At 66.8% G+C, this 22,824-nt stretch carries 27 protein-coding genes; 15 read left to right on the top strand and 12 right to left on the bottom strand.

From position 1 onward, the window contains the following. Nucleotides 1-91 precede the first annotated feature (91 nt). The 9 genes from ACZLZY_RS01090 to ACZLZY_RS01050 all read left to right on the top strand — a co-directional run bounded on the left by ACZLZY_RS01090 (nt 92) and on the right by ACZLZY_RS01050 (nt 8,526). Entirely contained in the window at nt 92-376 is a 285-nt protein-coding gene (locus tag ACZLZY_RS01090; protein WP_472931558.1) for a DUF2160 domain-containing protein, read from the top strand. Nucleotides 377-505: 129 nt separating this feature from the next. Beyond that, nucleotides 506-2,224, top strand: coding sequence for an ABC transporter substrate-binding protein (locus ACZLZY_RS01085; RefSeq protein WP_472931938.1), 1,719 nt, complete (start codon nt 506-508; stop codon nt 2,222-2,224). Between the two features lie 277 nt (nt 2,225-2,501). Further along, on the top strand, nt 2,502-3,992 hold the full coding sequence (gene glpK / locus ACZLZY_RS01080) for a glycerol kinase GlpK (protein WP_472931557.1): 1,491 nt from the start codon (nt 2,502-2,504) through the stop codon (nt 3,990-3,992). Nucleotides 3,993-4,086: 94 nt separating this feature from the next. Continuing rightward, on the top strand, nt 4,087-4,668 hold the full coding sequence (locus ACZLZY_RS01075) for a biotin transporter BioY (protein WP_472931556.1): 582 nt from the start codon (nt 4,087-4,089) through the stop codon (nt 4,666-4,668). Between the two features lie 28 nt (nt 4,669-4,696). After that, entirely contained in the window at nt 4,697-5,371 is a 675-nt protein-coding gene (locus tag ACZLZY_RS01070; RefSeq protein WP_472931555.1) for an energy-coupling factor ABC transporter ATP-binding protein, read from the top strand. After that, nucleotides 5,368-5,958, top strand: a complete 591-nt coding sequence (locus ACZLZY_RS01065; RefSeq protein ID WP_472931554.1) for an energy-coupling factor transporter transmembrane component T family protein — start codon at nt 5,368-5,370, stop codon at nt 5,956-5,958. Before ACZLZY_RS01070 ends, ACZLZY_RS01065 begins: the two co-directional genes overlap by 4 nt. Nucleotides 5,959-6,046: 88 nt before the next feature. Next, nucleotides 6,047-7,033, top strand: coding sequence for an ABC transporter substrate-binding protein (locus ACZLZY_RS01060; protein WP_472931553.1), 987 nt, complete (start codon nt 6,047-6,049; stop codon nt 7,031-7,033). Between the two features lies 1 nt (nt 7,034). Next, complete coding sequence (locus tag ACZLZY_RS01055) at nt 7,035-7,817, top strand: ABC transporter permease (RefSeq protein ID WP_472931552.1); 783 nt, start codon at nt 7,035-7,037, stop codon at nt 7,815-7,817. Continuing rightward, complete coding sequence (locus ACZLZY_RS01050) at nt 7,810-8,526, top strand: ABC transporter ATP-binding protein (RefSeq protein ID WP_472931551.1); 717 nt, start codon at nt 7,810-7,812, stop codon at nt 8,524-8,526. The genes ACZLZY_RS01055 and ACZLZY_RS01050 overlap by 8 nt, the downstream gene beginning before the upstream one ends. A gap of 74 nt (nt 8,527-8,600) precedes the next feature. Here ACZLZY_RS01050 and ACZLZY_RS01045 read toward each other — a convergent pair whose 3' ends face one another. Together ACZLZY_RS01045 and ACZLZY_RS01040 are read right to left on the bottom strand one after the other, a co-directional pair. Then, entirely contained in the window at nt 8,601-8,858 is a 258-nt protein-coding gene (locus ACZLZY_RS01045; RefSeq protein ID WP_472931550.1) for a hypothetical protein, read from the bottom strand. Then, the gene (locus ACZLZY_RS01040) at nt 8,834-9,433 is read right to left on the bottom strand and encodes an LGFP repeat-containing protein (RefSeq protein WP_472931549.1); all 600 of its coding nucleotides are present in this window, start codon (nt 9,431-9,433) and stop codon (nt 8,834-8,836) included. The genes ACZLZY_RS01045 and ACZLZY_RS01040 overlap by 25 nt, the downstream gene beginning before the upstream one ends. A 294-nt stretch (nt 9,434-9,727) precedes the next feature. Here ACZLZY_RS01040 and ACZLZY_RS01035 point away from each other — a divergent pair, with 294 nt between their 5' ends. Beyond that, entirely contained in the window at nt 9,728-10,333 is a 606-nt protein-coding gene (locus ACZLZY_RS01035; RefSeq protein ID WP_472931548.1) for an LOG family protein, read from the top strand. 53 nt (nt 10,334-10,386) lie between these two features. Here the strand turns inward: ACZLZY_RS01035 and rarD are convergent, their stop codons facing one another. The 7 genes from rarD to ACZLZY_RS01000 all read right to left on the bottom strand — a co-directional run bounded on the left by rarD (nt 10,387) and on the right by ACZLZY_RS01000 (nt 15,631). Next, nucleotides 10,387-11,319, bottom strand: coding sequence for an EamA family transporter RarD (gene rarD, locus ACZLZY_RS01030; protein WP_472931547.1), 933 nt, complete (start codon nt 11,317-11,319; stop codon nt 10,387-10,389). An 84-nt stretch (nt 11,320-11,403) separates the two neighbouring features. After that, the gene (gene pip / locus ACZLZY_RS01025; RefSeq protein WP_472931546.1) at nt 11,404-12,369 is read right to left on the bottom strand and encodes a prolyl aminopeptidase; all 966 of its coding nucleotides are present in this window, start codon (nt 12,367-12,369) and stop codon (nt 11,404-11,406) included. Then, nucleotides 12,366-12,863 carry a GFA family protein gene (locus tag ACZLZY_RS01020; protein WP_472931545.1) on the bottom strand — a complete coding sequence of 166 codons (498 nt, stop codon included), beginning with the start codon at nt 12,861-12,863 and terminating at the stop codon, nt 12,366-12,368. The genes pip (ACZLZY_RS01025) and ACZLZY_RS01020 overlap by 4 nt, the downstream gene beginning before the upstream one ends. A 1-nt stretch (nt 12,864) precedes the next feature. Then, entirely contained in the window at nt 12,865-13,815 is a 951-nt protein-coding gene (gene pip / locus ACZLZY_RS01015) for a prolyl aminopeptidase (protein WP_472931544.1), read from the bottom strand. An 87-nt stretch (nt 13,816-13,902) separates the two neighbouring features. Continuing rightward, a complete protein-coding gene (locus ACZLZY_RS01010; protein ID WP_472931543.1) occupies nt 13,903-14,928 on the bottom strand; it encodes a hypothetical protein in 1,026 nt (341 codons plus the stop codon). A 48-nt stretch (nt 14,929-14,976) separates the two neighbouring features. Beyond that, on the bottom strand, nt 14,977-15,237 hold the full coding sequence (locus ACZLZY_RS01005) for a hypothetical protein (protein ID WP_472931542.1): 261 nt from the start codon (nt 15,235-15,237) through the stop codon (nt 14,977-14,979). Nucleotides 15,238-15,340: 103 nt separating this feature from the next. Further along, nucleotides 15,341-15,631: a TIGR02301 family protein gene (locus ACZLZY_RS01000; protein ID WP_472931937.1), complete on the bottom strand. Its 291-nt coding sequence runs from the start codon at nt 15,629-15,631 to the stop codon at nt 15,341-15,343. Here ACZLZY_RS01000 and ACZLZY_RS00995 point away from each other — a divergent pair. Then, a complete protein-coding gene (locus tag ACZLZY_RS00995) occupies nt 15,537-15,926 on the top strand; it encodes a hypothetical protein (protein ID WP_472931953.1) in 390 nt (129 codons plus the stop codon). The two genes, ACZLZY_RS01000 and ACZLZY_RS00995, sit on opposite strands and share 95 nt — an antisense overlap. 6 nt (nt 15,927-15,932) lie before the next feature. Here ACZLZY_RS00995 and ACZLZY_RS00990 read toward each other — a convergent pair whose 3' ends face one another. Next, complete coding sequence (locus tag ACZLZY_RS00990) at nt 15,933-16,361, bottom strand: NUDIX hydrolase (RefSeq protein WP_472931541.1); 429 nt, start codon at nt 16,359-16,361, stop codon at nt 15,933-15,935. 159 nt (nt 16,362-16,520) lie between these two features. Between ACZLZY_RS00990 and ACZLZY_RS00985 the strand changes: the two genes are divergently transcribed. The 3 genes from ACZLZY_RS00985 to ACZLZY_RS00975 all read left to right on the top strand — a co-directional run bounded on the left by ACZLZY_RS00985 (nt 16,521) and on the right by ACZLZY_RS00975 (nt 19,186). Next, entirely contained in the window at nt 16,521-17,303 is a 783-nt protein-coding gene (locus ACZLZY_RS00985) for an SOS response-associated peptidase (protein ID WP_472931936.1), read from the top strand. 21 nt (nt 17,304-17,324) lie between these two features. Then, the gene (locus ACZLZY_RS00980) at nt 17,325-18,362 is read left to right on the top strand and encodes a M42 family metallopeptidase (RefSeq protein ID WP_472931540.1); all 1,038 of its coding nucleotides are present in this window, start codon (nt 17,325-17,327) and stop codon (nt 18,360-18,362) included. A gap of 212 nt (nt 18,363-18,574) precedes the next feature. Beyond that, entirely contained in the window at nt 18,575-19,186 is a 612-nt protein-coding gene (locus ACZLZY_RS00975; RefSeq protein ID WP_472931539.1) for a LysE/ArgO family amino acid transporter, read from the top strand. A gap of 57 nt (nt 19,187-19,243) precedes the next feature. On the opposite strand, the gene ACZLZY_RS00970 is transcribed toward ACZLZY_RS00975, so the two are convergent. Then, complete coding sequence (locus ACZLZY_RS00970) at nt 19,244-19,420, bottom strand: hypothetical protein (protein WP_472931538.1); 177 nt, start codon at nt 19,418-19,420, stop codon at nt 19,244-19,246. Nucleotides 19,421-19,695: 275 nt separating this feature from the next. On the opposite strand from ACZLZY_RS00970, the gene cysS reads away from it, so the two are divergent. Then, complete coding sequence (cysS, locus tag ACZLZY_RS00965) at nt 19,696-21,126, top strand: cysteine--tRNA ligase (protein ID WP_472931537.1); 1,431 nt, start codon at nt 19,696-19,698, stop codon at nt 21,124-21,126. 324 nt (nt 21,127-21,450) lie between these two features. Here the strand turns inward: cysS and ACZLZY_RS00960 are convergent, their stop codons facing one another. After that, on the bottom strand, nt 21,451-22,791 hold the full coding sequence (locus ACZLZY_RS00960) for a dihydroorotase (protein ID WP_472931536.1): 1,341 nt from the start codon (nt 22,789-22,791) through the stop codon (nt 21,451-21,453). Between the last annotated feature and the right edge of the window lie 33 nt (nt 22,792-22,824).

The raw sequence follows: 22,824 nt of genomic DNA, 5'->3' as shown, positions 1-22,824 counted from the left end.
GGGTGCCAGCCACGGCCGGCGCGTCAGACGGACTATTGAGCCGCGAGGATCCCCTCGCCTGGTTCCTCAGTAGAGACAACGGAGGACGGCGATGATCAACCTCTCCTGGATGGCCTGGACCTGGCCGACGGCGATCTTCTTCCTGGCGATCCTCTCTCTGATCGCGCTGATGGGCGTCTGGGAATACGCTTCGCCCGGCGGCAATCCGCGCTTTGGCATCCTGCGCTTCGAGACGACGCGCGGCGACCGGCTGTTCCTGTCGCTGCTGGGCTCCGCCTTCATTTGCCTCGGCTGGCTCGGCTTCACCGAGGCGCCGCTCTGGTACGCGCTGATCGTCTGCGCCGCCTACGCGGTTCTGGTTTTCCGCTTCGTCTGAAGCGAACAGTTTCGCCCCGGGGGAACGGGGCGGGATACGGCGCGCGCGATCCTTGCCGGTCGACGCGACAAGCGCCCCTCACCGACCGGCCGTACACCTCTGGGAGGAGAACACGTGAAGAAACATTGGATGGTTTCGGCCGCCGCGATCGCGATGACGATTGCCACCGGCCCCGCCTTCGCCGACATGGCCGCGGCGACGAAGTTCCTGGATGCCGAGATCAAGGATCTCTCGACGCTGCCGCGCGCCGACCAGGAAAAGGAAATGCAGTGGTACATCGATGCCGCCAAGCCGTTCTCCGGCATGGAGATCAAAGTCGTCTCCGAGACGCTGACCACGCATGAATATGAATCCAAGGTGCTGGCCCCGGCCTTCACCGCGATCACCGGCATCAAGGTCACGCATGACCTCATCGGCGAAGGTGACGTCGTCGAGAAGCTGCAGACGCAGATGCAGTCCGGCGAGAACATCTACGACGCCTACGTCAACGATTCCGACCTCATCGGCACCCACTGGCGCTACAATCAGGTCCGCAACCTCACCGACTGGATGGCTGGCGAAGGCAAGGACGTGACCTCGCCGACGCTCGACATCGCCGACTATATCGGCACCTCCTTCACCACCGCGCCGGACAAGAAGCTCTACCAGCTGCCCGACCAGCAGTTCGCGAACCTCTACTGGTTCCGCTACGACTGGTTCAACGACGAGAAGAACAAGGCCGACTTCAAGGCGAAGTACGGCTACGACCTCGGCGTCCCCGTCAACTGGTCCGCCTATGAGGACATCGCCGAATTCTTCACCGGTCGCGAGATCGATGGGAAGAAGGTCTATGGCCACATGGACTACGGCAAGAAGGACCCCTCGCTCGGCTGGCGCTTCACCGATGCCTGGCTGTCGATGGCCGGCAATGGCGACAAGGGCCTGCCGAACGGCGTTCCGGTCGACGAATGGGGCATCCGCGTCAACGAACAGAGCCAGCCGGTCGGCTCCTGCGTCGCGCGTGGCGGCGACACCAATGGTCCCGCGGCCGTTTACTCCATCCAGAAGTATCTCGACTGGATGAAGGCCTATGCGCCGCCGACCGCCCAGGGCATGAACTTCTCGGAATCCGGCCCGGTGCCGGCCCAGGGCGAAATTGCCCAGCAGATCTTCTGGTACACCGCCTTCACCGCGGACGCCGTGAAGAAGGGCCTGCCGGTCGTCAACGAGGACGGCACGCCGAAATGGCGCATGGCCCCCTCGCCGCACGGCGTCTACTGGAAGGAAGGCATGAAGCTCGGCTACCAGGACGTCGGCGCCTGGACCCTGATGCAGTCGACCCCGGTCGACCGCGCCCAGGCTGCCTGGCTCTATGCCCAGTTCATCACCTCCAAGACCGTCGACGTGAAGAAGGCCCATGTCGGCCTGACCTTCGTGCGTGAATCGACGATCCGCGACAAGAGCTTTACCGAGCGCGCCAAGGACCTTGGCGGTCTCATCGAGTTCTACCGCTCGCCGGCCCGCGTTCAGTGGTCGCCGACCGGCACCAACGTCCCGGATTATCCGAAGCTCGCCCAGCTCTGGTGGCAGGCGATCGGTGATGCGTCCTCGGGCGACAAGACCCCGCAGGAAGCCATGGACTCGCTCTGCGCCGAGCAGGAGAAGGTCATGGAGCGCCTCGAGCGCGCCGGCATCCAGGGCGAGAAGGGCCCGAAGATGAACGAGGAGCACGACCTCGATTACTGGGTCGCCGAGGCCAAGAAGAACGGCACGCTCGCGCCGCAGCCGAAGATCGAGAACGAGAAGGAAAAGCCCCAGACCGTCAACTACGACGAACTGGTCAAGAGCTGGGCCGACGCCAAGCAGTAAGGCTATCGTCCTGAAGAAAGAGAGGCCGGGGCATTCCCGGCCTTTTTAGTTGCGATGCGGCCTACCTGCGATGCAACGGCGACGCGCCGATCTCCCCACCCGAGGGGGAGATGGCCGGCAGGCCAGAGGGGGGCGCCGTGAAGCGCTGACTTCGCCAAAGACTACCCCAAGAAACAGGCGCCGTACCGCGCACCCCCCTCTGCCTGCTGGCATCTCCCCCTCAAGGGGGGATCAGCACCTCGCTATCGCCGCGTCCGCTATCATCCAGGAGCTTGCCATGTCCGGTTACGTTCTCGCCATCGATCAGGGCACGACCTCGACCCGCGCCATCGTGTTCGACGATGCCTACCGCATCGTCGGCATCGGCCAGCAGGAATTTCCGCAGATCTTTCCGCGCTCCGGCTGGGTCGAGCACGATCCGGAGGCGATCTGGTCGTCCGTCCTCGCCACCGTCCGGGCGGCGCTCGGCGACGCCTCGCTGTCGGCCTCCGACATTGCCGGCATCGGCATCACCAACCAGCGTGAGACGACGATCGTCTGGGACCGCGCGACCGGCAAGCCGATCTACAACGCCATCGTCTGGCAGGATCGCCGAACCGCCGAGTTCTGCCGCCAGCTGGTCGCCGACGGCGCCGAACCGATGCTGACCGAGAAGACCGGCCTCATCGCCGATCCCTATTTTTCCGGCACCAAGCTGCGCTGGCTACTCGACAACGTCGAGGGCGCGCGGGCCGATGCGGAGGCGGGCAAGCTCGCTTTCGGCACCGTCGACAGTTTTCTCCTCTGGCGCCTGACCGGCGGGCGGGTGCACGCGACCGACGCGACCAATGCCAGCCGCACGCTGCTGTTCGACATCGCCCGCAACGAGTGGAGCGAGGAGCTGCTGGCGCTGCTCGGCATTCCCCGCTCGCTACTGCCGGAAGTGAAGGACTGCGCCGCCGATTTTGGCGTCACCGAGCCCTCGCTGCTCGGGGTCGGCGTCCCGATCCTCGGCATGGCCGGCGACCAGCATGCGGCAACGCTCGGACAGGCCTGTTTCCAGCCGGGCATGCTGAAATCAACCTACGGCACCGGCTGCTTTGCGGTCATGAACACCGGCGCGACCAAGGTGACGTCGCAGAACCGCCTGCTGACCACCATTGCCTACCGGCTGGATGGCGTCACCACCTATGCGCTGGAGGGCTCGATCTTCATCGCCGGCGCCGCCGTGCAATGGCTGCGCGACGGGTTGAAGCTGATGGACCGCGCCGACGTGTCCGGCGCGATGGCCGCGCAGGCCAACCCGGCCGAGGAGGTCTATCTCGTCCCCGCCTTCACCGGTCTCGGCGCGCCCTGGTGGGATGCCGAGGCACGCGGCGCGATGTACGGCCTTACCCGCAATACCGGCCCGAACGAGATCGCCCGCGCGGCTTTGGAGGCGGTGTGCTTCCAGACCGCGGACCTCCTTGAGGCCATGCGCCTTGACTGGACGGCGGATGGCGGCACCGTGCTGCGCGTCGACGGCGGCATGGTCGCCTCCGACTGGACGATGCAGCGCCTCGCCGACCTCCTCGCCGCCCCGGTCGACCGGCCGGTGGTGCTGGAGACGACGGCGCTCGGCGCCGCATGGCTTGCCGGGCACAAGGCCGGCGTCTGGCCGGGCCAGGAAGGCTTTGCTGAACGCTGGCGGCTGGAGCGCCGCTTCGAGCCGGACATGACCGCGGCCGAGCGCACGCGCAAGCTCGCCGGCTGGCGCGATGCAGTACGGCGGACGCTGACCCCGGCGTGAGCGGGAACGCCAGCCCGCAGCCTGAGGTCGATTGACCTTTCCCGCCGGATGCGGTTTCAGGAAACACTTCGAGGCCGATGCGGGAAAACCGTCCATGACCACACGCGATATCGTCTACATCGCCCTCTTCGCCGCCGTGATGGCGGTGCTGGCAGTCTTCCCGCCGCTGATCATCCCGGCCCTTGGCGTGCCGATCACCGCGCAGTCGATGGGGCCGATGCTGGCCGGCGGCGTCCTTGGCGCGCGGCGCGGCGGGCTGTCGATGCTGCTCTTCGTGGCGCTGGTGGCGATCGGTCTGCCCTTACTGTCGGGCGGGCGCGGCGGCATCGGCGCGCTGGTCGGGCCTTGGTCGGGCTTCATCTACGGCTGGATCGCCTCGGCCTTCGTCATCGGCTGGCTGACCGAACGCTTCTGGACCCGCCTCTCCTTCGTCTCGGCCTTCGCCATCGCGCTCGTCGGCGGCATCGGCGTCGTCTACGGCATCGGCGTTCCCTGGTTCTGGTGGATGTCGACCGCGAACGCCTCGGCGCCGACGATGAGCCTCGTCGATGCCTTCGTCGCCTCCGGCATCGCCTTCATCCCCGGCGATCTCATCAAGGCCGGCATCGCCGCCGCCGTCATCGTCACGGTCAAGCGCGCCTATCCGCTGATCGCCCCCAGGCTGCAGCGGGCGTGACTGCCAGCCGCCCGATCGCCCGACCGGAATGATCTCGCTCTCGGCGGTCTCGGTATCGCGCGGCGGACGCGCGGTGCTGTCGGACCTGACGCTGGCACTCGGCGAGCGGCGCATCGGCGTCATCGGCGCCAATGGCTCTGGCAAAAGCACCTTCGCGCGGCTCCTTAACGGGCTGATCCTGCCGACCGGTGGAGACGTCACCGTCGACGGCATCGACACCCGCACTGATGCCAAAGCGGTACGGCGGAAGGTCGGCTTCGTCTTCCAGAACCCCGACAGCCAGATCGTCTACCCGACCGTCGGCGAGGACATCGCTTTCGGCCTGAAGCACCGCGGCCTCGGCAAGCCGGAGATCGCCGCCCGCACCGCCGCCGCCCTCGCCCGCCTCGGCCTTGCGGGCTTCGAGGATCGCCTGATCCACGAGCTCTCCGGCGGCGAACGCCAGCTGGTGGCGCTTGCCGGGGTCATGGTGATGCAGCCCGAGGTGCTGGTGCTCGACGAGCCGACGACCCTCCTCGACCTCCGCAATACCCGCCGCATCATGGCCGCGGTCGAGGCGAGCGAGAGCCAGGTGGTGATGGTCACCCACGATCTCGGCCTCCTCTCGGACTTCGACCGGGTGCTGGTCTTCGACGCCGGCCGGCTGAAGGCCGATGCGCTGCCAGACGCGGCCATCGCCGCCTATCTCGATCTCTGCCGGTGATCCAGGCGCTCTACATCGCGGTCGACAGCCCCGTTCACCGGCTCCGGCCCGGCATGAAGCTCCTGCTGCTGCCGGTCTTCGCCACCGCGCTGTTCGCCACCGCAAACCTCTGGCTGGTGGCCGCTGGCCTTCTCCTGGTGCTCGCCGTCTTCGCTATGGCAAAAGTCCCGGCCGCCGTGCTCCTGCGCCAGCTGCGCCCGGCCGCGATCGCCATCGGCATGATCTTCCTTCTCCAGCTCTGGTTCGGCGGCTGGACGGTGGCCACGCTCGTCAGCCTGCGCTTCCTCGCGCTGATTCTGGCGGCGTCGCTGGTGACGCTGACGACGCGCACGGGCGCGATGATCGCCGCGCTGGAAAGCTTCTTCCGCCGCTTCGCTTTTCTCGGCGTCGACGCGGAAAAGCTGAGCCTCGCCATCTCGCTGGTGATCCGCTTCATCCCGGTGATCCAGGGCGTCGCCGCCGAGGTGCGCGAGGCGCAGTCGGCCCGCGGCCAGAACGCCAGCCTGTTCCGGCTAGCGGTGCCGGTGGTCGTGCGCACGCTGAAGATGGCCGACGAGATCGCCGAGGCGATCGACGCCCGCTCGTGAAGGAGTGCTTCCCCGGCGGTGACGCCGGTGCGAGACCTGCTATGCTCGCCCGGTGGGCGCCGTGACGACCGGATTCGGGAGAAACGGCATGGGCAGGATCTGGCGGGCAGCGCTGTGCGCGGCGGCGATGGCTTCCGGCTGGACGGGCGTTGCGTCGGCCACGGAAACCGTGCGGATCGGCGTCCTGAAGTTCGGCACCGTCAGCTGGGAGCTCGATGCCATGCAGCGGCATGGCATCGACAAGAAGCACGGCGTCGCGGTCGAGATGCTGCCCTTCGCCGGCGACAACGCGACGACGACCGCCTTGCAGGGTGGCAGTGTCGACATGATCGTCTCCGACTGGCTGTTCGTCTCGCGCCAGCGCGCTGAGGGCGGCCGCTACGTCTTCGCGCCCTACTCCACCTCGGTTGGCGCGATCATGGTGCCGAAGGACAGCCCGATCAGGACGCTCGCCGACCTCAAGGGCCGGTCGCTTGGTGTCGCCGGCGGGCCGCTGGACAAGAACTTCCTGCTGATCCGGGCGCTGGCCACCCGCGATGCCGGGCTCGATCTCACGACCGATGCCACCATCGTCTATGGCGCGCCGCCGCTGCTCGCCGAAAAGGCGCGGGGCGGCGAACTCGATGCCGTCCTCATCTACTGGAACTATGCCGCCCGCCTTGAGGCCGAGGGGTTCCGACGGCTGGTCTCCGGCGAGGAGGCCGCCAAGGCCGCCGGCGCAAGCGGACCGATCGCAGCGATCGGCTATGTCTTCGACGAGGCCTGGGCCGCAGCGCACCCCGCGGCCGCGACAGGCTTCCTCGCAGCCTCCCGCGAGACCAAGGCGCTGCTGAAGGACAGCGACGCCGAGTGGACGGCGCTGCAGCCGCTGGTGCAGGCCGAGGACGACAAGACGCTGGCGGTCCTGCGCCAGCGCTACCGCGACGGCATTCCGGCGCGCCCCGTCGAGGACGAGGAGAAGGATGCCGCGACGCTCTACGGGGTGCTGGAGAGGCTCGCCGGCGAGAAGCTGGTCGGGCCGGGCAAGACGCTCGACCCCGGCACCTACTGGGCCGGCCTGAAGCGTGGCACCTGACATGCAAAGACAGCGTGCCGGCGCAGGCGGGCACCGATCGGCTTTCCTCGTCACCGCCGGCTCGATCGCGAGCCTCCTCGCCCTCTGGTGGCTGGCGGCGGACCTTGCGGGGTCCCGCCTGTTCCCGGGCCCGCCGGCGGTCCTCGCGGCGTTCTGGAAGGATGCGCGAACGGGCGAGCTGCCCTACCACCTCGCGATGACACTGATGCGCGTTGCCGCCGCCTTCGTGTTGGCGATGGGCATCGGCACGGCGATCGGCATCCTTCTCGGCGCCAGCCGGGGCGCCAACCGCTTCTTCGATCCCTGGCTCATCCTCTTCCTCAACCTGCCGGCGCTGGTGGTGATCTTCCTCCTGTTCATCTGGATCGGCACCAACGAGACGGCGGCGATCCTCGCCATCGCCATCAACAAGATCCCGAATGTCGTGGTGACCCTTCGCGAGGGCACGCGGGCGCTCGACCGACCGCTGGCGGAGATGGCCACCGTCTACCGCCTCAGCCGGCTCGACCGGCTGCGCCATGTGATCCTGCCGCAGCTGCAGCCCTATCTCGCCGCCGCCACCCGCTCCGGCCTGTCGCTGATCTGGAAGATCGCGCTGGTGGTGGAGCTGTTCGGCCTGTCGAGCGGCGTCGGCTTCCAGATCGCGCTCTACTTCTCGCTCTCCAACGTCGCGGCGATTCTCGCCTACTCGCTCTCCTTCGTCGCCGTCATGCTGGTGATCGAAGTGCTCCTCGTGCAGCCGATCGAGGCGCATGCCACCCGCTGGCGGATGCGGCATGGCTGAGGGGCTCGACGTCAGCATCCGGCAGAAACGCTTTCGCTCGGCCGACGGGGAAGAGCTCCTGGCGATCGACGACATCGCCTTTTCCGCGCAGCCTGGCAGCTTCACCGCGCTGATTGGCCCGTCCGGCTGCGGCAAGACGACCACTTTGCGCATCCTCCTCGGCCTCGACACCGACTTCGACGGTCATGCCCGCCTGCCCGAAGGCCGCGTCGCCGCGGTGTTCCAAGAGCCGCGGCTGCTGCCCTGGCGCGACGTGGAAACCAACGTCCGGCTGGCGCTGCCGCTGGAGCTGCGGCACCTTGAGCTCGCACCGCTGTTCGAAGCGCTCGGCCTGTCCGAGCTGCGCACGCGCTATCCCGGCGAGCTGTCGCTCGGCCTTGCACGCCGCGTCGCGCTCGCCCGCGCCTTCGCCATCCAGCCCTCGCTGCTGCTTCTCGACGAGCCCTTCGTCTCGCTCGACGAGACGACGGCCGCCAAGCTGCGGGCGCTGCTGCTGCAGGTCTGGTCGGCCAGGCCGACGACCGCGGTCATGGTCACCCACAATCTCCGCGAAGCCGTCGACCTCGCCGACCGCTTGGTGCTGCTGACCCCCCGCCCCGCCCGCATCCGCGGCATCTTCGACCTGCCGACACCCCGCGCCGAGCGCAACGCCGCCTGGCGCATGCGCGTGGTGGCCGAGGTGGACGCGCTGTTTCCGGGCGTACTCTAGGGAAGGCAATGGCACTCGCCGTTACATGCCCTCGAGTCGAAGCGAAATTGTGCCGGCGCCGCTTCGTCTAAATTTTACATGCACGCTATTGCAGACTTTGAATATCCAACGCCTTCAGCTTTGACACGCGCCTCCTTGATCCCTCCAACCAGATTGGTGCTTTTTTCTCCGGCAAATCCACCAGTCGACACGACTAACCAGGTATCGCTCGTCTCGCTAAAGGTATCCGCAACCTTGATTTGAAAAGTTAGTTTTACAAAAGAGTCTGGATTAAAGTTTTCGCCAAACACTTTGATCTTATTTCCGTTTATTGCCAGCTTGATGCTGGCCACTCCTGCAGGTATTCCTCTGTACCACACCGAGAGGTACAGCGAATCGTCCCGCGCTCGAAGTTCGAACGGCGGTATTGGCCGTCCTGAAACTCGCCGGTGACGGGGTAGCCGAACGGGCCACGCTCCCAACCCCGCGATGCCCAGGTGTCCCGAATGGCCCCGTAGATTTCGTGCGCGCCGGTCTGCGGCGTCCAATAGATCGACGCTTCGGGATGGTTTGGGAGATCTAGACTGCGGAAATGATTGTATCGTCCGCGTCCATCCGGCGTTCCCGTCTCGTCGTTTAGAGGATACCCATAATTCGTTCGGCCGATAGCATTCCAGAGGGAGAATATATCACCGTATACAGCAAAGGCACCAATCGACGGATGCCAGTAGATCGCGCCCCACTTGAAGTTATTGAAGCGACCACCGCCCGGCGCATCGGCCTCGTCGCTCAATGGCGGCCCGAGCGGCCCCGCCTCGCGTTGCAGCGCAGCGTACTTGTCGCCGATCGCCCCGTACACCGCAAACCCTGATAGAAGCAAAACCACAGACAGCGCCACACAGGCGCGCAACCAGCCGGCTTTAGTCAACGAAGCCTCCACAAATTATTAGTTATCTAATTTAGTTTAGACGCCTAAATCATATTTAACTTTACTGATGATTCTTGAAACAAGCAATAAAAATTCCGTCAAGATACATGTACTGCCAATATCGCATATCGATTTTGGCGAATAGATAACTCACATCCCTTCCCTGAGTTGTTAATTTGAAACTACTACTGACTTATGTTCACTTGCCATTTTTTCGACAGCCCTCCGCCGTCGCATACCCGCCTTGCACGCTTCACGCTTGACCTCCCGCCCCGCACAGCCGAATTTGCGGCCATGAGCTCGATTCAATCCATCTGCGTCTATTGCGGTTCGTCTCCCGGCCGCGATCCCTCCCATCTCCAGGCCGCCGAAATCCTCGGCACCGCGATCGGAAAGGCCGGCATCCGGCTGATCTACGGCGGCGGCACGCGCGGCATCATGGGTGCCGTGTCCGACGCGGTGATCGCCGCCGGCGGCAAGGTTACCGGTGTCATCCCGCGCTTCCTCATCGACATGGAGGCGACCGAGAGCGAGCTGAAGCGGCTGGACGAGCTGATCGTCACCGAGGACATGCACCAGCGCAAGCACATCATGTTCGAGCGCTCGGACGCCTTCGTGGCGCTGCCCGGCGGCATCGGCACGCTGGAGGAGCTGATCGAGATCATGACCTGGGGCCAGCTCGGCCGCCACGTGAAGCCGATCGCCATCGCCAACATCGCCGGTTTCTGGGACCCGCTCTCGGCGCTGCTCGATCATATGCGCGGCGAAGGCTACATCCACACCGGCCACCAGGTTCGGCCGCTGGTGATCGATCAGGCCGAGGACATCATCCCGCAGCTGCGACACAACGCGCCCGCCGACAACGACGACGGGCAGGCCGCGATCATCCAGCGGCTTTAGCGCGAGTGCTTCCGGCGAGCCGGGAGCTGGCGTAGCGCCCGCTCCCGGCTGGCCTATGACAGGCAGCCGGTTTCGGCAGCAACGGCCGCCTGCCGGCGCCGCACGCGGCTCTCGCGCAGCATCGACCAGACATAGATCCCAACGGCCAGCCAGATCAGCGCAAAGGCGCCGAGGTCGACCGCCGAAAACGGCTCGCCGAAGAAGAAGACGGCGGTGACGAAGATCATGGTCGGGGCGATGTACTGCAGGATGCCGATCGTCGAATAGTCGGGCGCGCGCGCGCCGGCGGCGAACAGGATCAGCGGAATGGCGGTCAAGGGACCCGCGCCGATCAGCAGCCAAGTCTCGGACGGGTCGACGCCGAAATGCTGCGTGCCCCGGGCGATGGTCCAGGCGATCACCGCAAGGCACGGCGCCGTCAGCAGCACGACTTCCAGGAAGAAGCCTTCCGCCGCGCCGATCGGCAGCACCTTGCGTAAGAGGCCGTAGGTCGCGAACGAAAAGGCAAGAACGAGCGAGATCCACGGCAGGCCGCCGGCCTGGAAGGTCAGCACCGCCACCGCCAGCACCGCCAGCAGGATCGCGCCGATCTGCGCCCGGGTCGGCCGCTCGCCGAGGAAGATCGCCCCCATCAGCACGTTGACCAGCGGGTTGATGTAATAGCCGAGCGCCGCGTCGATCGCGTGGCCGGAGATGATGGCGTAGACGTAGAGCCCCCAGTTGACCGAGATGATGCTGGCCGTCAGCGCCGCGAAAGCCAGCGTCTTCGGCGAGCGGAACACCGGCCCGAGGCCCTTGAACCCGCCGAGAAAGGCCAGCACCACGGCGGTGAACGGCACCGCCCAGACGATCCGGTGCGCGATGATCTCCAGCGCCGGCACGCCGGCGAGAAGCTTCATGTAGACCGGCAGGACCAGCCCCCAGATCAGGAAGGCGGACGTCGCCATGACGAAGCCGCGGGACGTCTCGGGGGAGTGGGGTGCCATGGCGTATCGTCCGTCAGGGGCGAGCGGCGCCGTCATCGCCGCTGCGCTGGAGGCGCCGAGGCATGGAGCCTCCCTCCCCCGAGGTCAAGCCGTCGGCGGTGTCCCGGCAAACCGGTCCGTCGCCGCCAGCAGCTGGTCGAGGATGCCGGGTTCCGAATAGGCGTGGCCGGCGCCCTCGACGAGGTGGAACTCGGCCTCCGGCCAAGCCTTGTGCAGGTCCCACGCCGAGACGGCGGGCGTCGCGATATCGTAGCGGCCCTGGACGATCACCGCGGGAATGCCGCGCAGCCGCCCGACGTCGCGCAGGAGCTGCGCCTCCTCCAGCCAGCCCTGATGAACGAAGTAGTGATTCTCGATCCGGGCGAAGGCCAGCGCGAACTCATCCTCGTGGAACTTGTCGCTGGTCGCGGGCTCCGGCAGCAGCGTGATCGTCTCGCCCTCCCACTGGCTCCAGGCGCGCGCCGCGGCAATGCGGACGGCCGGGTCCTCATGGACGAGCCGGTTCCGGTAGGCGGTGACGAGGTCGCCTTGCTCTTCCTCGGGAATTGCCGCCAGAAACCGCTCCCACTTGTCGGGAAAGAGCAGCGAGGCGCCTTCCTGATAGTACCAGTGCAGCTCGAACGCGCGCAGCAGGAAGATGCCGCGCAGCACGATCTCGCTGACCCGCGCCGGATGCGCCTCGGCATAGGCGAGACCGAGCGTCGAGCCCCAGGAGCCGCCGAACACCAGCCATTGCTCGACGCCCGCCATGTCCCGCAGCCGTTCGATGTCGGCGACGAGGTGCCAGGTCGTGTTGGCCTCGAGCTCGGCATGCGGCGTCGAGCGGCCACAGCCGCGCTGGTCGAACAGCAGCACGTCGTAGCGGGCTGGATCGAACAGCCGGCGGTGGCTCGGCGCGCAGCCGCCCCCCGGACCGCCATGCAGGAAGACCGCGGGCTTGCCGCCCGGCGTGCCGACGCGTTCCCAGTAGACGCGGTGCCCGTCGCCGACGTCGAGATGGCCGGAGGCATAGGGCTCGATCTCGGGATAGAGCTTTCGGTTTTCGGTCATCGGGCAAACTCTTTGGCGAAGTCGCTGTTGTCGGTGTCGTGGTCGGGATGCTGGTGGGAGATCAGCGTCGCGAGGAATCCGGCGCTGCCCGCATCCTCCAGCGTTTCGCGCACCGGCAAGGACGGGATCCGGTCGGCATAGGGCAGCTTCCCCTCGACGCCGAACTGGATCATCGGGGCGAGCGCCGAGGGATCGTCGAAGGCGCCGATGGCGAGCGCCGAGCCCGTTGGCTCCTCGTAAGTCAACGGCGTGCCGCAGGCGGCGCAAAAGCCGCGGCGGACATGGTTCGATGACTGGAACAGCGCCCGCTCGCCGCGCGTCCAGGTGAGCGTCGCGTCGCCGAGCGAGACCAGTGGCGCGTAGAGGCCGCCGAAAGCCTTCTGGCACATGCGGCAATGGCAGACGGAGGCGCGGCCGAGCGCGCCCTCGATGCGAAAGCGCACCGCGCCACACTGGCAGCCGCCGCTGTAGACGGGCCTGTTGTCGAGCGTCATGTCAGACCTCCGGATCGGCGAAGCGGTTGGTGGCCGCGACGAGTTCAACGAGGATCCCGGGCTCGGAGAAGCCGTGGCCCGCACCCTCCACGAGGCGATAGTCGGCTTGGTGCCACGCCTTGTGCAAGGCCCAACTGGTGTGTGCCGGCGTCACCACGTCGTAGCGCCCCTGAATGATCACGCCGGGGATGCCGTTCAGCCGTCCGGCGTCGCGGATGAGCTGCCCCTCCTCGAGCCAGAGCTTGTGCAGGAAGTAGTGGTTCTCGATCCGGGCAAAGGCAATGGTGCCGTCGCTGGCCGTGTCCCCGCCGCCATAGCCGCCGCTGCCGCGCAGGCTCACCGTGCGCGCCTCCCAGCCGGCCCAGGCGCTGGCAGCGCGGGCGCGCACCGCCCGGTCGGGATCGGTCAGCCGGGCCCGAAAGGCGGTGACGAGATCGCCGCGCTCGGCCTCGGGGATCGGGCGGAGGAAATCCTCCCAGCAGTCGGGAAACAGCAGGCTCGCGCCGCCTTGGTAGAACCAGTCGACCTCCCGCTGCCGGCCGGAAAAGACGCCGCGCAGGATCATCGCCGACACCCGTTCCGGATGGGTCTCGGCATAGGCCAGCGCCAGCGTCGCGCCCCAGGACCCGCCGAACAGCAGCCAGGTCTCGGCGCCGATCATCGCGCGCAGCCGCTCGAGGTCGGCGACGAGGTGCCAGGTGGTGTTGGCCTCGAGCCCGCCTTGCGGCGTCGAGCGGCCGGCGCCGCGCTGGTCAAAGAGCAGGATCTTGTAGCGGGCCGGATCGAACAGGCGGCGATGGTGCGCGCCCGAACCGCTGCCGGGACCGCCATGCAGGAACACCGCCGGCTGGCCGTCGGGATTGCCGCAGAGTTCCCAGTAGAGTTCATGGCCGTCACCGACGTCGAGGCGGCCGGTGGCATAGGGCTCGATCGGGGGATAGGGCTGGTTCACGGACGGGCCGGGGCGAAGGATGCAGCATGGATCATGCCGCTGTCTTCGCGGATCAGGCGGCGGGTGGCAAGGCACCAGCCCCGCGGATCAATCGCCGGCGACGAAGAACTGCAGCTTGCCGTCGGGAGAGATGCCGACGCGGTAGAAGTTGTAGGCGCCGAAGCCCAGCATTTCCTGATAGTCGCCAGCGGTGACGAGCTCGAACAGCTCGACCTTCTGCGGATTGGTCAGCTTGTCGATGGGAACGCCGGTGAAATACGGCCAGACGAAGATCTCGCCATCACTATCGGGCTCGCTGTGCACGTGCCCCGCCTGCAGCACCTCGAGCAGGATCGCCAGCATCTCGACGCCCTCACCGTCGCCGGAGGCCGACTTCAACAGCGTGATCGGGTCGCCCTCGGCGCCGCCGAACGTCAGGACCGTCGCGTCCTCCCCAGTCTGCAGATAGGGGCGGAGCGCCTCGATATCGCCGCTGCGGCAGATCTCGATCAGCTTCTGGCGGAGATCGCGCACCGCCGGCGGAAGGCCGTCATCGCCGTAGAAGATCTGTGACGGCGGCGTGTTGGCGCTGGCCGCAGCGGCCGGATCGCCGTCCGGCGCCGCCGCGGCGGGATCAGCGGCGCCTTCTCCCGGATCGTCGGTCTCGGCTGGCGCCTCGCCCTCGTCGGTCGTGCCGTCGTCCGGCGCGGGCTCGGCTGAGGATGGTGCGGGCGCGGTCAGCGGCGAGGCAGCCGGCGCGCCTGTCGATGGCGGCGGCGCTGGCGCGGTCGGTGCCGCAGCCGGCGCGGCCGGGCTCACCGCTTGAGGGCTCGCCGGGGTGGTGGCGGCCGGGGCGACACCCGTCGGCGCGGCGTTGGACGGCGTCACGGCCGGGCTTTCCGCCACGGGCGGAGTCGGCGCACCGGGCAGCGGCGGGAGCGGCACGGAGACGATCCCGTCCTTCTGACGATCGGAGCCGTCCTGCGATCCGATCTGGGAGAAGGCGGCAGCCGGCAAGGGCGCCGCGAGCAGCCAGACGGCGGCAGCAAGCCCTGCCGAAAACCGTGCCGGGCGAATCAGCCTCGGCAAGGAAAGGGTATGCGGCCGGGGCCGCCGGAGTGCGTCAGCTGACATGATTTGCGTCCTCGTGACATCCGCCGGACGATGGCGGTGAAGATGGGCCTAGTGAAGGCCGCGATCGGCACGGAACTCGCCGAAACGGATGCGGTCGCGCAGGCCGTCGAGCAGCTGCAGGACTTCCTCTTCGCCGTGAAGCCGAACGAGTTCGGTCAGCGCCGTCGAGATCGCCGTCTCAGCCAGGATTTCCGCTTCGATGCCGTCGGAAATTCCGTCTGCCCAAGCTTCATTGTGATACTCGAACGCGACCTGCTTCTTCTCGGCTTCGATCATCGCGTCGAGTTCGGCATTCGGCAAATCGACCATCGCAATTCCTCTCATTTAGCCTTTCGGCTTCACGTGTCGTTAAGGTCCTAACACGATCCGCTGGCGGCAAATCACTGGTTTCTGCTGCATCATTAGCAAATCGTTAATTTCCGTACCTTGCGCTGATCTCGCGGCTGAGGGTCGCACCCTCTTCCTGATATCGGGCCACCGCCACGCGCGCCGCCGGGGTGCATTTGCGGTAGGTCGATTCGAACGCGCGGTACCCGCTGTTGAAGGCGGCGACCAGAATTTCCCGGTCGGCTGGGCTCGGCGACTGCGCCGTCAGGAGGTCGCTCATCTTGGTGCGCCAGACATTGGCGTTCTCGTCGCCGCAGAGCTTTCGCAGAAAATGCACCGATCCCAGAATCGACGACAGCCGGCCGAGCGGCTTCATGAAAGCCGCGCCGCTCGCCCGTCCCGGCGTCGCCGCCGTGTCCGGCACTGCGATCTCGGCCGCTGGCGCCTTGCTTTGCGCAACAGCACCGGTGCTCCCGATGACGGCGGCACACAGCAGCATCGCGCCGAACAAGGGCAAGCGGGCGGGAATCGAGCACTTCATGCCGCAGGTCTGCCGGCACGTTAAGAAAATTGCAAGAAACGGCGCGGGTGAGCGCCGGAATGGTTTTCCGCTGCGCCATTCCCGCAACAAGCACGCCCGCCGATTCGCCCTCCGCGCGGCGATGGATTAGCGAAGGTCAGAGTCCCAAAAGGTGCGACCGGTGGGCGCTCTCCACCAGCGGCACGAGACCCGTCGTCAGGAGACCTTGCTCCGCGAGCCCTGGCAGGTCGGAGACCTCGACGAAGTGACAGGATTTGACGTCGTCCGAAGCTACCGGATCCTCGCCCACCGGCACTTCCCGCACCCCGCGATGAACGGCGATGACGACGTGCATCCCGTCTTCGATCACCTCGTGCAGGCAGAAGAAAGGATAGCTCGGCACCGTAAGGCCGGTCTCCTCCCGCACCTCGCGCGCCACTGCCTCGGCCAGTTGCTCGCCGAAGCGCACCTTGCCGCCGGGCAGCGAGAACTTTCCGGCGAACGGCTCCCGGCCGCGTTCGACGAGAAGCACCTTGCCGGCGCGGAAAAGACAGGCGGAGACGGCGAGAAGGGGAAGATCGCTCATGGCGTTGAGACCTAACATCCCGGCGGGGCTTGGCAAGGCCCTCCCCGCCGTGAACGGCGGCCGCGCCGCTTCTTGGCTTTCCCGCCGGTCACCACAAGGACCGTTTCAGCTTTCCGCGCCGTGCTTGACATGGCCGAAGCGCTCGGGCTCATCCAGCCCATGTGCGGTCGCTTCACCTTGACGGCGGCGCCCCGTGAGGTCGCCGACATGCTGGCCCTCCTCGATCTCGAGGAGTTTCCGCCGCGCTACAACATCGCGCCGACGCAGCCGATCCTCATCGCCCTCGGCGGCACCGAGGCACGGCCGGACGCCAACCGACCGGGGCGCGAGGCGCGGCTGGTGCGCTGGGGCTTCATCCCGAGCTGGGTGAAGGAGCTGAAGGGCTTTCCGCTCCTCAACAATGCCCGCGCCGAGACCGCGGCGGAGAAGAACGCGTTCAAGGCGGCGATGAAGTACCGGCGCTGCCTCATCCCGGCGAGCGGCTTCTACGAGTGGCAGCGCGATGCCAAGGGCAAGCCGGTGCAGACCTACTTCCTGAAACCCCGTTCCGGCCGGCCAATCGCCTTTGCCGGCGTGATGGAAACCTGGCACGCTCCGGACGGCTCGGAGATCGACACCGCCGCGATCCTCACCACGGCCGCCAACCAGACGCTGCGCCCGATCCACGACCGCATGCCGGTGGTGATTCCCGAAGGCGGCTTCGAGATGTGGCTGAACTGCCGCGACTATCCACCACCAGACGTCGCCGGCCTGATGGGGCGCGCCAACGAGGACGTGTTCGAGGCCATCGCCGTCTCCGACAAGGTCAATAAGGTCGCGAACGTCACGCCCGACGTCCAGGCGCCGATCGCGCTTGCGGCCCGTCCCCGGCCCGGGGATAAGGGAGGCGACAACGTTGCGCCGGACCTCGACGAGGGGCCGGCCCAGCAAAGCCTGTTCTGATCCCTTCCCAGGAGTTCGCCCGTGAACCTCGATCTTCTCAAGCGCCTGTGCGAAACGCCCGGCATTCCCGGCCGGGAGGAGCGCGTGCGCGCGCTGATCGAGACGGAGGCAAAACTCCTGTTCGACGAGATCGCCGTGGACGCAATGGGCTCGCTCGTCTGCACCCGGAAAGGCAAGGGCAAGAACCCCGAGAAGATCATGCTGGCCTGCCACATGGACGAGATCGGCTTCATCGTCAGCCACGTCACCGACAAGGGTTTCCTGCACGTCCAGCCGCTCGGCGGCTTCGACCCGCGCAACCTGTTCTCGCGGCGCGTCCTCGTCTGCAGCGAGACCGGCGACCACAAGGGCGTGATGAACGCCGAGGGCAAGCCGATCCACATCCAGTCGCCGGAAGACCGCAAGAAGGTGCCCGAGCCCGCCGACTTCATCATCGACACCGGCCACGGCGCGGCGGCCAAGGACATCTTCAAGATCGGCGACAGCGTCGTCATGGACGAGCCGTTCACCGAGATGGGCGGCAAGATCGTCTCGAAGGCGCTCGACAACCGCATCGCCTGCTGGCTCGGCCTCGAGGCCGTCCGGCGGATGATCGACAAGGGTTGGTCGCACGATTGCGAGCTGACCGTCGCCTTCACCGTGCAGGAGGAGATCGGCCTGCGCGGCGCACGCACCGTCGCCTTCGCGGTGAAGCCCGACATCGGCATCGGCGTCGACACCACACTCTGCTGCGACACCCCCGGCGTGCCGGAAAAGGATCGCACCACCGTGCAGGGCGCCGGCGTCGGCATCCACCTGAAGGACGGCTCCTTCATCTCCGACCGGGGCCTCGTCGCCGAGTTCGAGGCGATCGCCACCGCCAAGGAGATCCCGTTCCAGCGCACCGTGCTCGCCAGCGGCGGCCAGGACGGCGCGGCGCTGCAGCAGGCAGCCTCGGGCGCGCGCGCCATCGGCATCGTCGTCGGCACCCGCTACATCCACACCGTCGCCGAGATGATCGACAAGACCGATTTGAAAGCGGCGCGCGATCTGCTGGCGGCGTTCATCGCCAAGCACTGAGGCGCACAGTCGCGGGCTCGGCGGGGCTCCCACCCCCCTCTGCCTGCCGGCATCTCCCCCTCAAGGGGGGAGATCAAGCACGCTCAGGTTCGCGATCAGCCGATCTCCCCCCTTGAGGGGGAGATGTCCGGCAGGACAGAGGGAGGTGGGAGCCCCCTCCCCGAGAAGTGCTGCCCCCCATCCGCAGCCCGCGCGACCACGGAACACCTGACATGATCGAACCCGCCCTTCGCGGCTTTGCCCTTGGCCTCAGCCTCATCGTCGCGATCGGCGCGCAGAACGCATTCATCCTCGAACGCGGACTGGTGCGCAATCACGTCTTCGTTCTGTGCCTGGTCTGCGCGCTCAGCGACGCGCTGCTGATCGCGGCGGGCGTCGCGGGTCTCGGCGCCGCGATCTCGGCACATCCGACGCTAATCTTGGTGGTGACGCTGGCCGGCGCGGTGTTCCTGGCGACCTATGTGGTGATCGCCCTGCGGCGGGCGCTGAGGCCGGCGGCGATGGCGGTGCGCGGCGACCGGCAGCTGTCGCTGAAGGCAGCGCTCGGCACGGTCCTCGGGCTGACCTTTCTCAACCCGCATGTCTATCTCGACACCGTGGTGCTGCTCGGCAGCCTGTCGGCGCGCTATGACGGGCTCGATCAACGCGTCGCCTATGCCGGCGGGGCGATGCTGGCCTCGTTCGTCTGGTTCTTCGCGCTTGGCTACGGCGCAAGGCTTCTTGCGCCGCTGTTCGCCAGACCCGCAGCCTGGCGTGTTCTCGATGGGCTTATCGCGGCCGTGATGGCAGCCCTGTCACTCAGCCTTCTCGCCAGCCTCGTGTGACGCTGGCGCGCCAGCGTCCTGTCGAGGCAATCCTCGAGCGGGCCGGCGGATGGCAACTTAGTCGGCGTAGGCGACGATCTGCTGGCGGCGCGGCTCGGTCTTCTGGGTCTTCTTACGGAAGGTCTGGTTCGCGGCAGCGATGGCGGCAATGCCGATCTCGCGGTACTTGGCGAGCAGGTCGACTTCGTTGGCGCGGTCGCTCTTGGAACGGAACTTGGCGGAATTCTCGGACATGGTGTTTCCTGTGAGGCTCGATGCAAGCTGGAAGATAGCCGCGATTGAGTCAGTTTAGCGACCGAACCTAACCCAAACTTAAACACGTTTCTTATCATTCGGTATTACTCCACAGAAGTGGCGGAGAAGACACAAGATGCACTGCAGCATGGTAAACCAAAGCTTAACTTGCTTCACCTATGCGAACACCCTGATTTGTCTTGGCGGTAAATTGCAGGTACCCGCTGCACTGCAGCATTGACGGAATGATGCCCGGCAGACGGGAAGGACACGCGATGGACGACGGATACAAAGGCCTCCGGCTCACCAACACCATGACCCGCGCCAGGCAGGAATTCCGCCCGCTCGACTGGTCGAACCCCGCCATTCCCGACGCGGAAAAAAAGGTCCGCATGTATGTCTGTGGGCCGACGGTCTACGACTTCGCGCATATCGGCAATGCGCGGCCGGTGATCGTGTTTGACGTCCTGTTCCGGCTGCTGCGCCATCTCTACGGCGCCGAACACGTGACCTATGTCCGGAACATCACCGACGTCGACGACAAGATCAACGCGCGGGCCGCGCGCGACTTTCCCGGCCTGCCGCTGAACGAGGCGATTCGCCGGGTCACCGAAACGACCGCCGCGCAGTTCCAGAAGGACGCGACGGCGCTCGGCGCCCTGCCCCCGACGCACCAGCCCCGCGCCACCGACTTCGTCGGCGCCCGCAGCGACGGCAAGCCGGACATGGTGTCGATGATCTCCACCCTCATCGCCCACGGCCACGCCTATGTCGCGGGGGGCGAGGTGCTGTTCGACGTCACCTCGATGCCGGACTACGGCAAGCTCTCCAACCGCAAGCTCGAGGACCAGCAAGCCGGCGCCCGCGTCGCGGTCGAGAGCCACAAGAAGAGCCCCGGCGACTTCGTCCTCTGGAAGCTCTCGGACGACAACGAGCCCGGCTGGGACAGCCCTTGGGGCCGCGGCCGGCCGGGCTGGCACATCGAGTGCTCCGTGATGTCGGAGGCCTATCTCGGCGAGGTCTTCGACATACATGGCGGCGGTCTTGACCTGATCTTCCCGCACCACGAGAACGAGATCGCCCAGTCGCGCTGCGCCCACGGCACCCACGAGATGGCGTCGATCTGGATGCACAACGGCTTCCTGCAGCTCGAGGGCAAGAAGATGTCGAAGTCCGACGGCAACTTCATCACCATCTCCGAGCTTCTGGAGACCGAGACCTTCGGCGGCCGGAAGTGGGACGGCGCGGTGCTGCGCCTCGCCATGCTGATGACCCACTACAAGGAGCCGATCGACTTCTCCGTGAGGCGGCTGGAGGAGGCCGAAGAATCGCTGGCCGCCTGGAGCCGCGCCGCCGACGGCGTCACCCCGAGCCAGCCCTCGCAGCGCTTCATCGACGCTTGGTCCGACGATCTTGGCGGCTCGGCCGCCATCGCCGAACTTCACGCCCTGCGCAAATCCGACCCGGCAGCGCTCCGGGCCTCGGCCGAGCTGATCGGCCTGGAGCTGTCGGTCGCGCCGACGGAGACCGCAGCGCCAGAGCCGGCGATCGCGGCCCGTGTGGCCGATCGTCTGGCGCTATTGAAGACGAAGGATTTCGCCGGCGCCGATGCGATCCGGGCGGAACTGCTCGCCGAGGGCATCCAGCTCAAGGACGGCAAGGACGCCGCTGGCGAGCGCGTGACGACGTGGGAGGTTAAACGGTAGGAGGCCCAAAAAAGGCGTCCTCGCCTGCAGCGACGGCGCGGCCGCCGCAACGCCTCCTGCAGCGACATTGTGTCCGCCGCGAACGTCCCTCCAGCGTCGTCATCCCGGCCTTAAGCCGGGATCCATTCCTCAACGGGTCAACGTCGATCCGCTTCAGAATGGGGAATGTCGCCCGTTACCCCGTTCGTTCAGCGACTACGCATGGATCCCCGGCAAAACCTTTGGTTTCGCCGAGATCAAGTCCGGGATGACAAAACTCGAAGGTGGCGCCCGTCTTCCTCGAGCACTTGCGTAGGCGATTGTATCCAATCCCTGGATACAATCTTACTTGCGCCGCAGCGCCTCGCCGAACCGCACCGCCTCGCCCGTGCTGGCGGCGAGAATCTCCCCCTCCCACATCACCCGCCGCCCGCGCACCACCGTGCCGACCGGCCAGCCGGTGACGGCCTTGCCGTCATAGGGCGTCCACTGCGACTTCGAGCCGATCCAGGCGTTTTCGATGGTCGTGTTGCGCTTCAAGTCGACGACGGTGAAGTCGGCGTCGTAGCCGCAGGCGATGCGGCCTTTGTTGGCGATGCCGAAGATGCGCTGCGGGCCGGCGGAGGTGAGATCGACGAAGCGATGCAGCGACAGGCGGCCGTTGGCGACGTGGTCGAGCATGATCGGCACCAATGTCTGCACGCCGGTCATGCCGGAGGGCGAAGCCGGATAGGGTTTTGCCTTTTCCTCCAGCGTATGCGGCGCATGGTCGGAGCCGAGGACGTCGATCACGCCTTGCGCAATGCCATGCCAGATCCGGTCGCGGTGCTCGGCCGAGCGCACCGGCGGGTTCATCTGCAGGAGGGTGCCGAGGCGGGCGTAGTCGTCGGCGGTCATGGTTAGGTGATGCGGCGTCGCCTCGGCGGTGGCGACGTCCTTGTGCGCCTGAAGGTAGTCGATCTCCGCGGCGGTCGAGATGTGGAGGACGTGGATGCGCGCGCCGACCTCTTCGGCGATCCCGACGAGGCGCTGCGTGCACAGGAGCGCCGCCTCGGCGTCGCGCCAGACCGGGTGCGAGGACGGATCGCCCGGAATGCGGAAATCCATCCGCTCGCGCAGCCGGAACTCGTCCTCGGAGTGGAAGGCGGCGCGCCGGCGGGTGCGCTTCAGGATCTCGCGCACGCCCGAATCGTCCTCGACCAGCAGGGAGCCGGTGGAGGAGCCCATGAACACCTTGATGCCGGCAGCGCCGGGCAGGCGCTCGAGCTCGGCGACATCCGCGGCGTTCTCGCGCGTGCCGCCGACCCAGAAGGCGAAGTCGCAGTGCATTCGGTGATGGCCGCGCGCCACCTTGTCGGCGAGCGCCGCCTCGCTCGTCGTCAGCGGATCGGTGTTCGGCATCTCGAACACCGCGGTGACGCCGCCGAGCACGGCCGCGCGCGAGCCCGATTCGAGGTCTTCCTTGTGGGTCGGGCCAGGCTCGCGAAAATGCACCTGGCTGTCGATGACGCCCGGCAGGATGTGGAGACCGGTGCAGTCGACGACCTCGCCGGCCGAGGCGGCGTCGATCGACCCGATGAAGGCGATGCGGCCGGCGATGACGCCGACGTCGCGCAGGCCCTCGCCATCCTGATTGACGACGGTGCCGCCCTTGAGAACGAGATCGTAGGTGGGGGTGGTGGACAAGAGGCGGCTCCTCGCTTGTTCCTGCATGGCTTG

Source organism: Mesocryomonas lacus (assembly GCF_055730135.2).
The sequence above is the reverse complement of the archived record's forward strand: the minus strand, read 5'-3'. Positions and strand labels throughout refer to the sequence as shown.

Excerpts from the sequence above, each read along its gene's own strand:
- ACZLZY_RS01090 (WP_472931558.1), top strand. The coding sequence starts at position 92 with ATGATCAACCTCTCCTGGATGGCCTGGACCTGGCCGACGGCGATCTTC.
- ACZLZY_RS01085 (WP_472931938.1), top strand. The coding sequence starts at position 506 with ATGGTTTCGGCCGCCGCGATCGCGATGACGATTGCCACCGGCCCCGCC.
- glpK (WP_472931557.1), top strand. The coding sequence starts at position 2,502 with ATGTCCGGTTACGTTCTCGCCATCGATCAGGGCACGACCTCGACCCGC.
- ACZLZY_RS01075 (WP_472931556.1), top strand. The coding sequence starts at position 4,087 with ATGACCACACGCGATATCGTCTACATCGCCCTCTTCGCCGCCGTGATG.
- ACZLZY_RS01070 (WP_472931555.1), top strand. The coding sequence starts at position 4,697 with ATGATCTCGCTCTCGGCGGTCTCGGTATCGCGCGGCGGACGCGCGGTG.
- ACZLZY_RS01060 (WP_472931553.1), top strand. The coding sequence starts at position 6,047 with ATGGGCAGGATCTGGCGGGCAGCGCTGTGCGCGGCGGCGATGGCTTCC.
- ACZLZY_RS01055 (WP_472931552.1), top strand. The coding sequence starts at position 7,035 with ATGCAAAGACAGCGTGCCGGCGCAGGCGGGCACCGATCGGCTTTCCTC.
- ACZLZY_RS01050 (WP_472931551.1), top strand. The coding sequence starts at position 7,810 with ATGGCTGAGGGGCTCGACGTCAGCATCCGGCAGAAACGCTTTCGCTCG.
- ACZLZY_RS01035 (WP_472931548.1), top strand. The coding sequence starts at position 9,728 with ATGAGCTCGATTCAATCCATCTGCGTCTATTGCGGTTCGTCTCCCGGC.
- rarD (WP_472931547.1), bottom strand. The coding sequence starts at position 11,319 with ATGGCACCCCACTCCCCCGAGACGTCCCGCGGCTTCGTCATGGCGACG.
- pip (WP_472931546.1), bottom strand. The coding sequence starts at position 12,369 with ATGACCGAAAACCGAAAGCTCTATCCCGAGATCGAGCCCTATGCCTCC.
- ACZLZY_RS01020 (WP_472931545.1), bottom strand. The coding sequence starts at position 12,863 with ATGACGCTCGACAACAGGCCCGTCTACAGCGGCGGCTGCCAGTGTGGC.
- ACZLZY_RS01010 (WP_472931543.1), bottom strand. The coding sequence starts at position 14,928 with ATGTCAGCTGACGCACTCCGGCGGCCCCGGCCGCATACCCTTTCCTTG.
- ACZLZY_RS01005 (WP_472931542.1), bottom strand. The coding sequence starts at position 15,237 with ATGGTCGATTTGCCGAATGCCGAACTCGACGCGATGATCGAAGCCGAG.
- ACZLZY_RS01000 (WP_472931937.1), bottom strand. The coding sequence starts at position 15,631 with ATGAAGCCGCTCGGCCGGCTGTCGTCGATTCTGGGATCGGTGCATTTT.
- ACZLZY_RS00990 (WP_472931541.1), bottom strand. The coding sequence starts at position 16,361 with ATGAGCGATCTTCCCCTTCTCGCCGTCTCCGCCTGTCTTTTCCGCGCC.
- ACZLZY_RS00985 (WP_472931936.1), top strand. The coding sequence starts at position 16,521 with ATGTGCGGTCGCTTCACCTTGACGGCGGCGCCCCGTGAGGTCGCCGAC.
- ACZLZY_RS00975 (WP_472931539.1), top strand. The coding sequence starts at position 18,575 with ATGATCGAACCCGCCCTTCGCGGCTTTGCCCTTGGCCTCAGCCTCATC.
- ACZLZY_RS00970 (WP_472931538.1), bottom strand. The coding sequence starts at position 19,420 with ATGTCCGAGAATTCCGCCAAGTTCCGTTCCAAGAGCGACCGCGCCAAC.
- cysS (WP_472931537.1), top strand. The coding sequence starts at position 19,696 with ATGGACGACGGATACAAAGGCCTCCGGCTCACCAACACCATGACCCGC.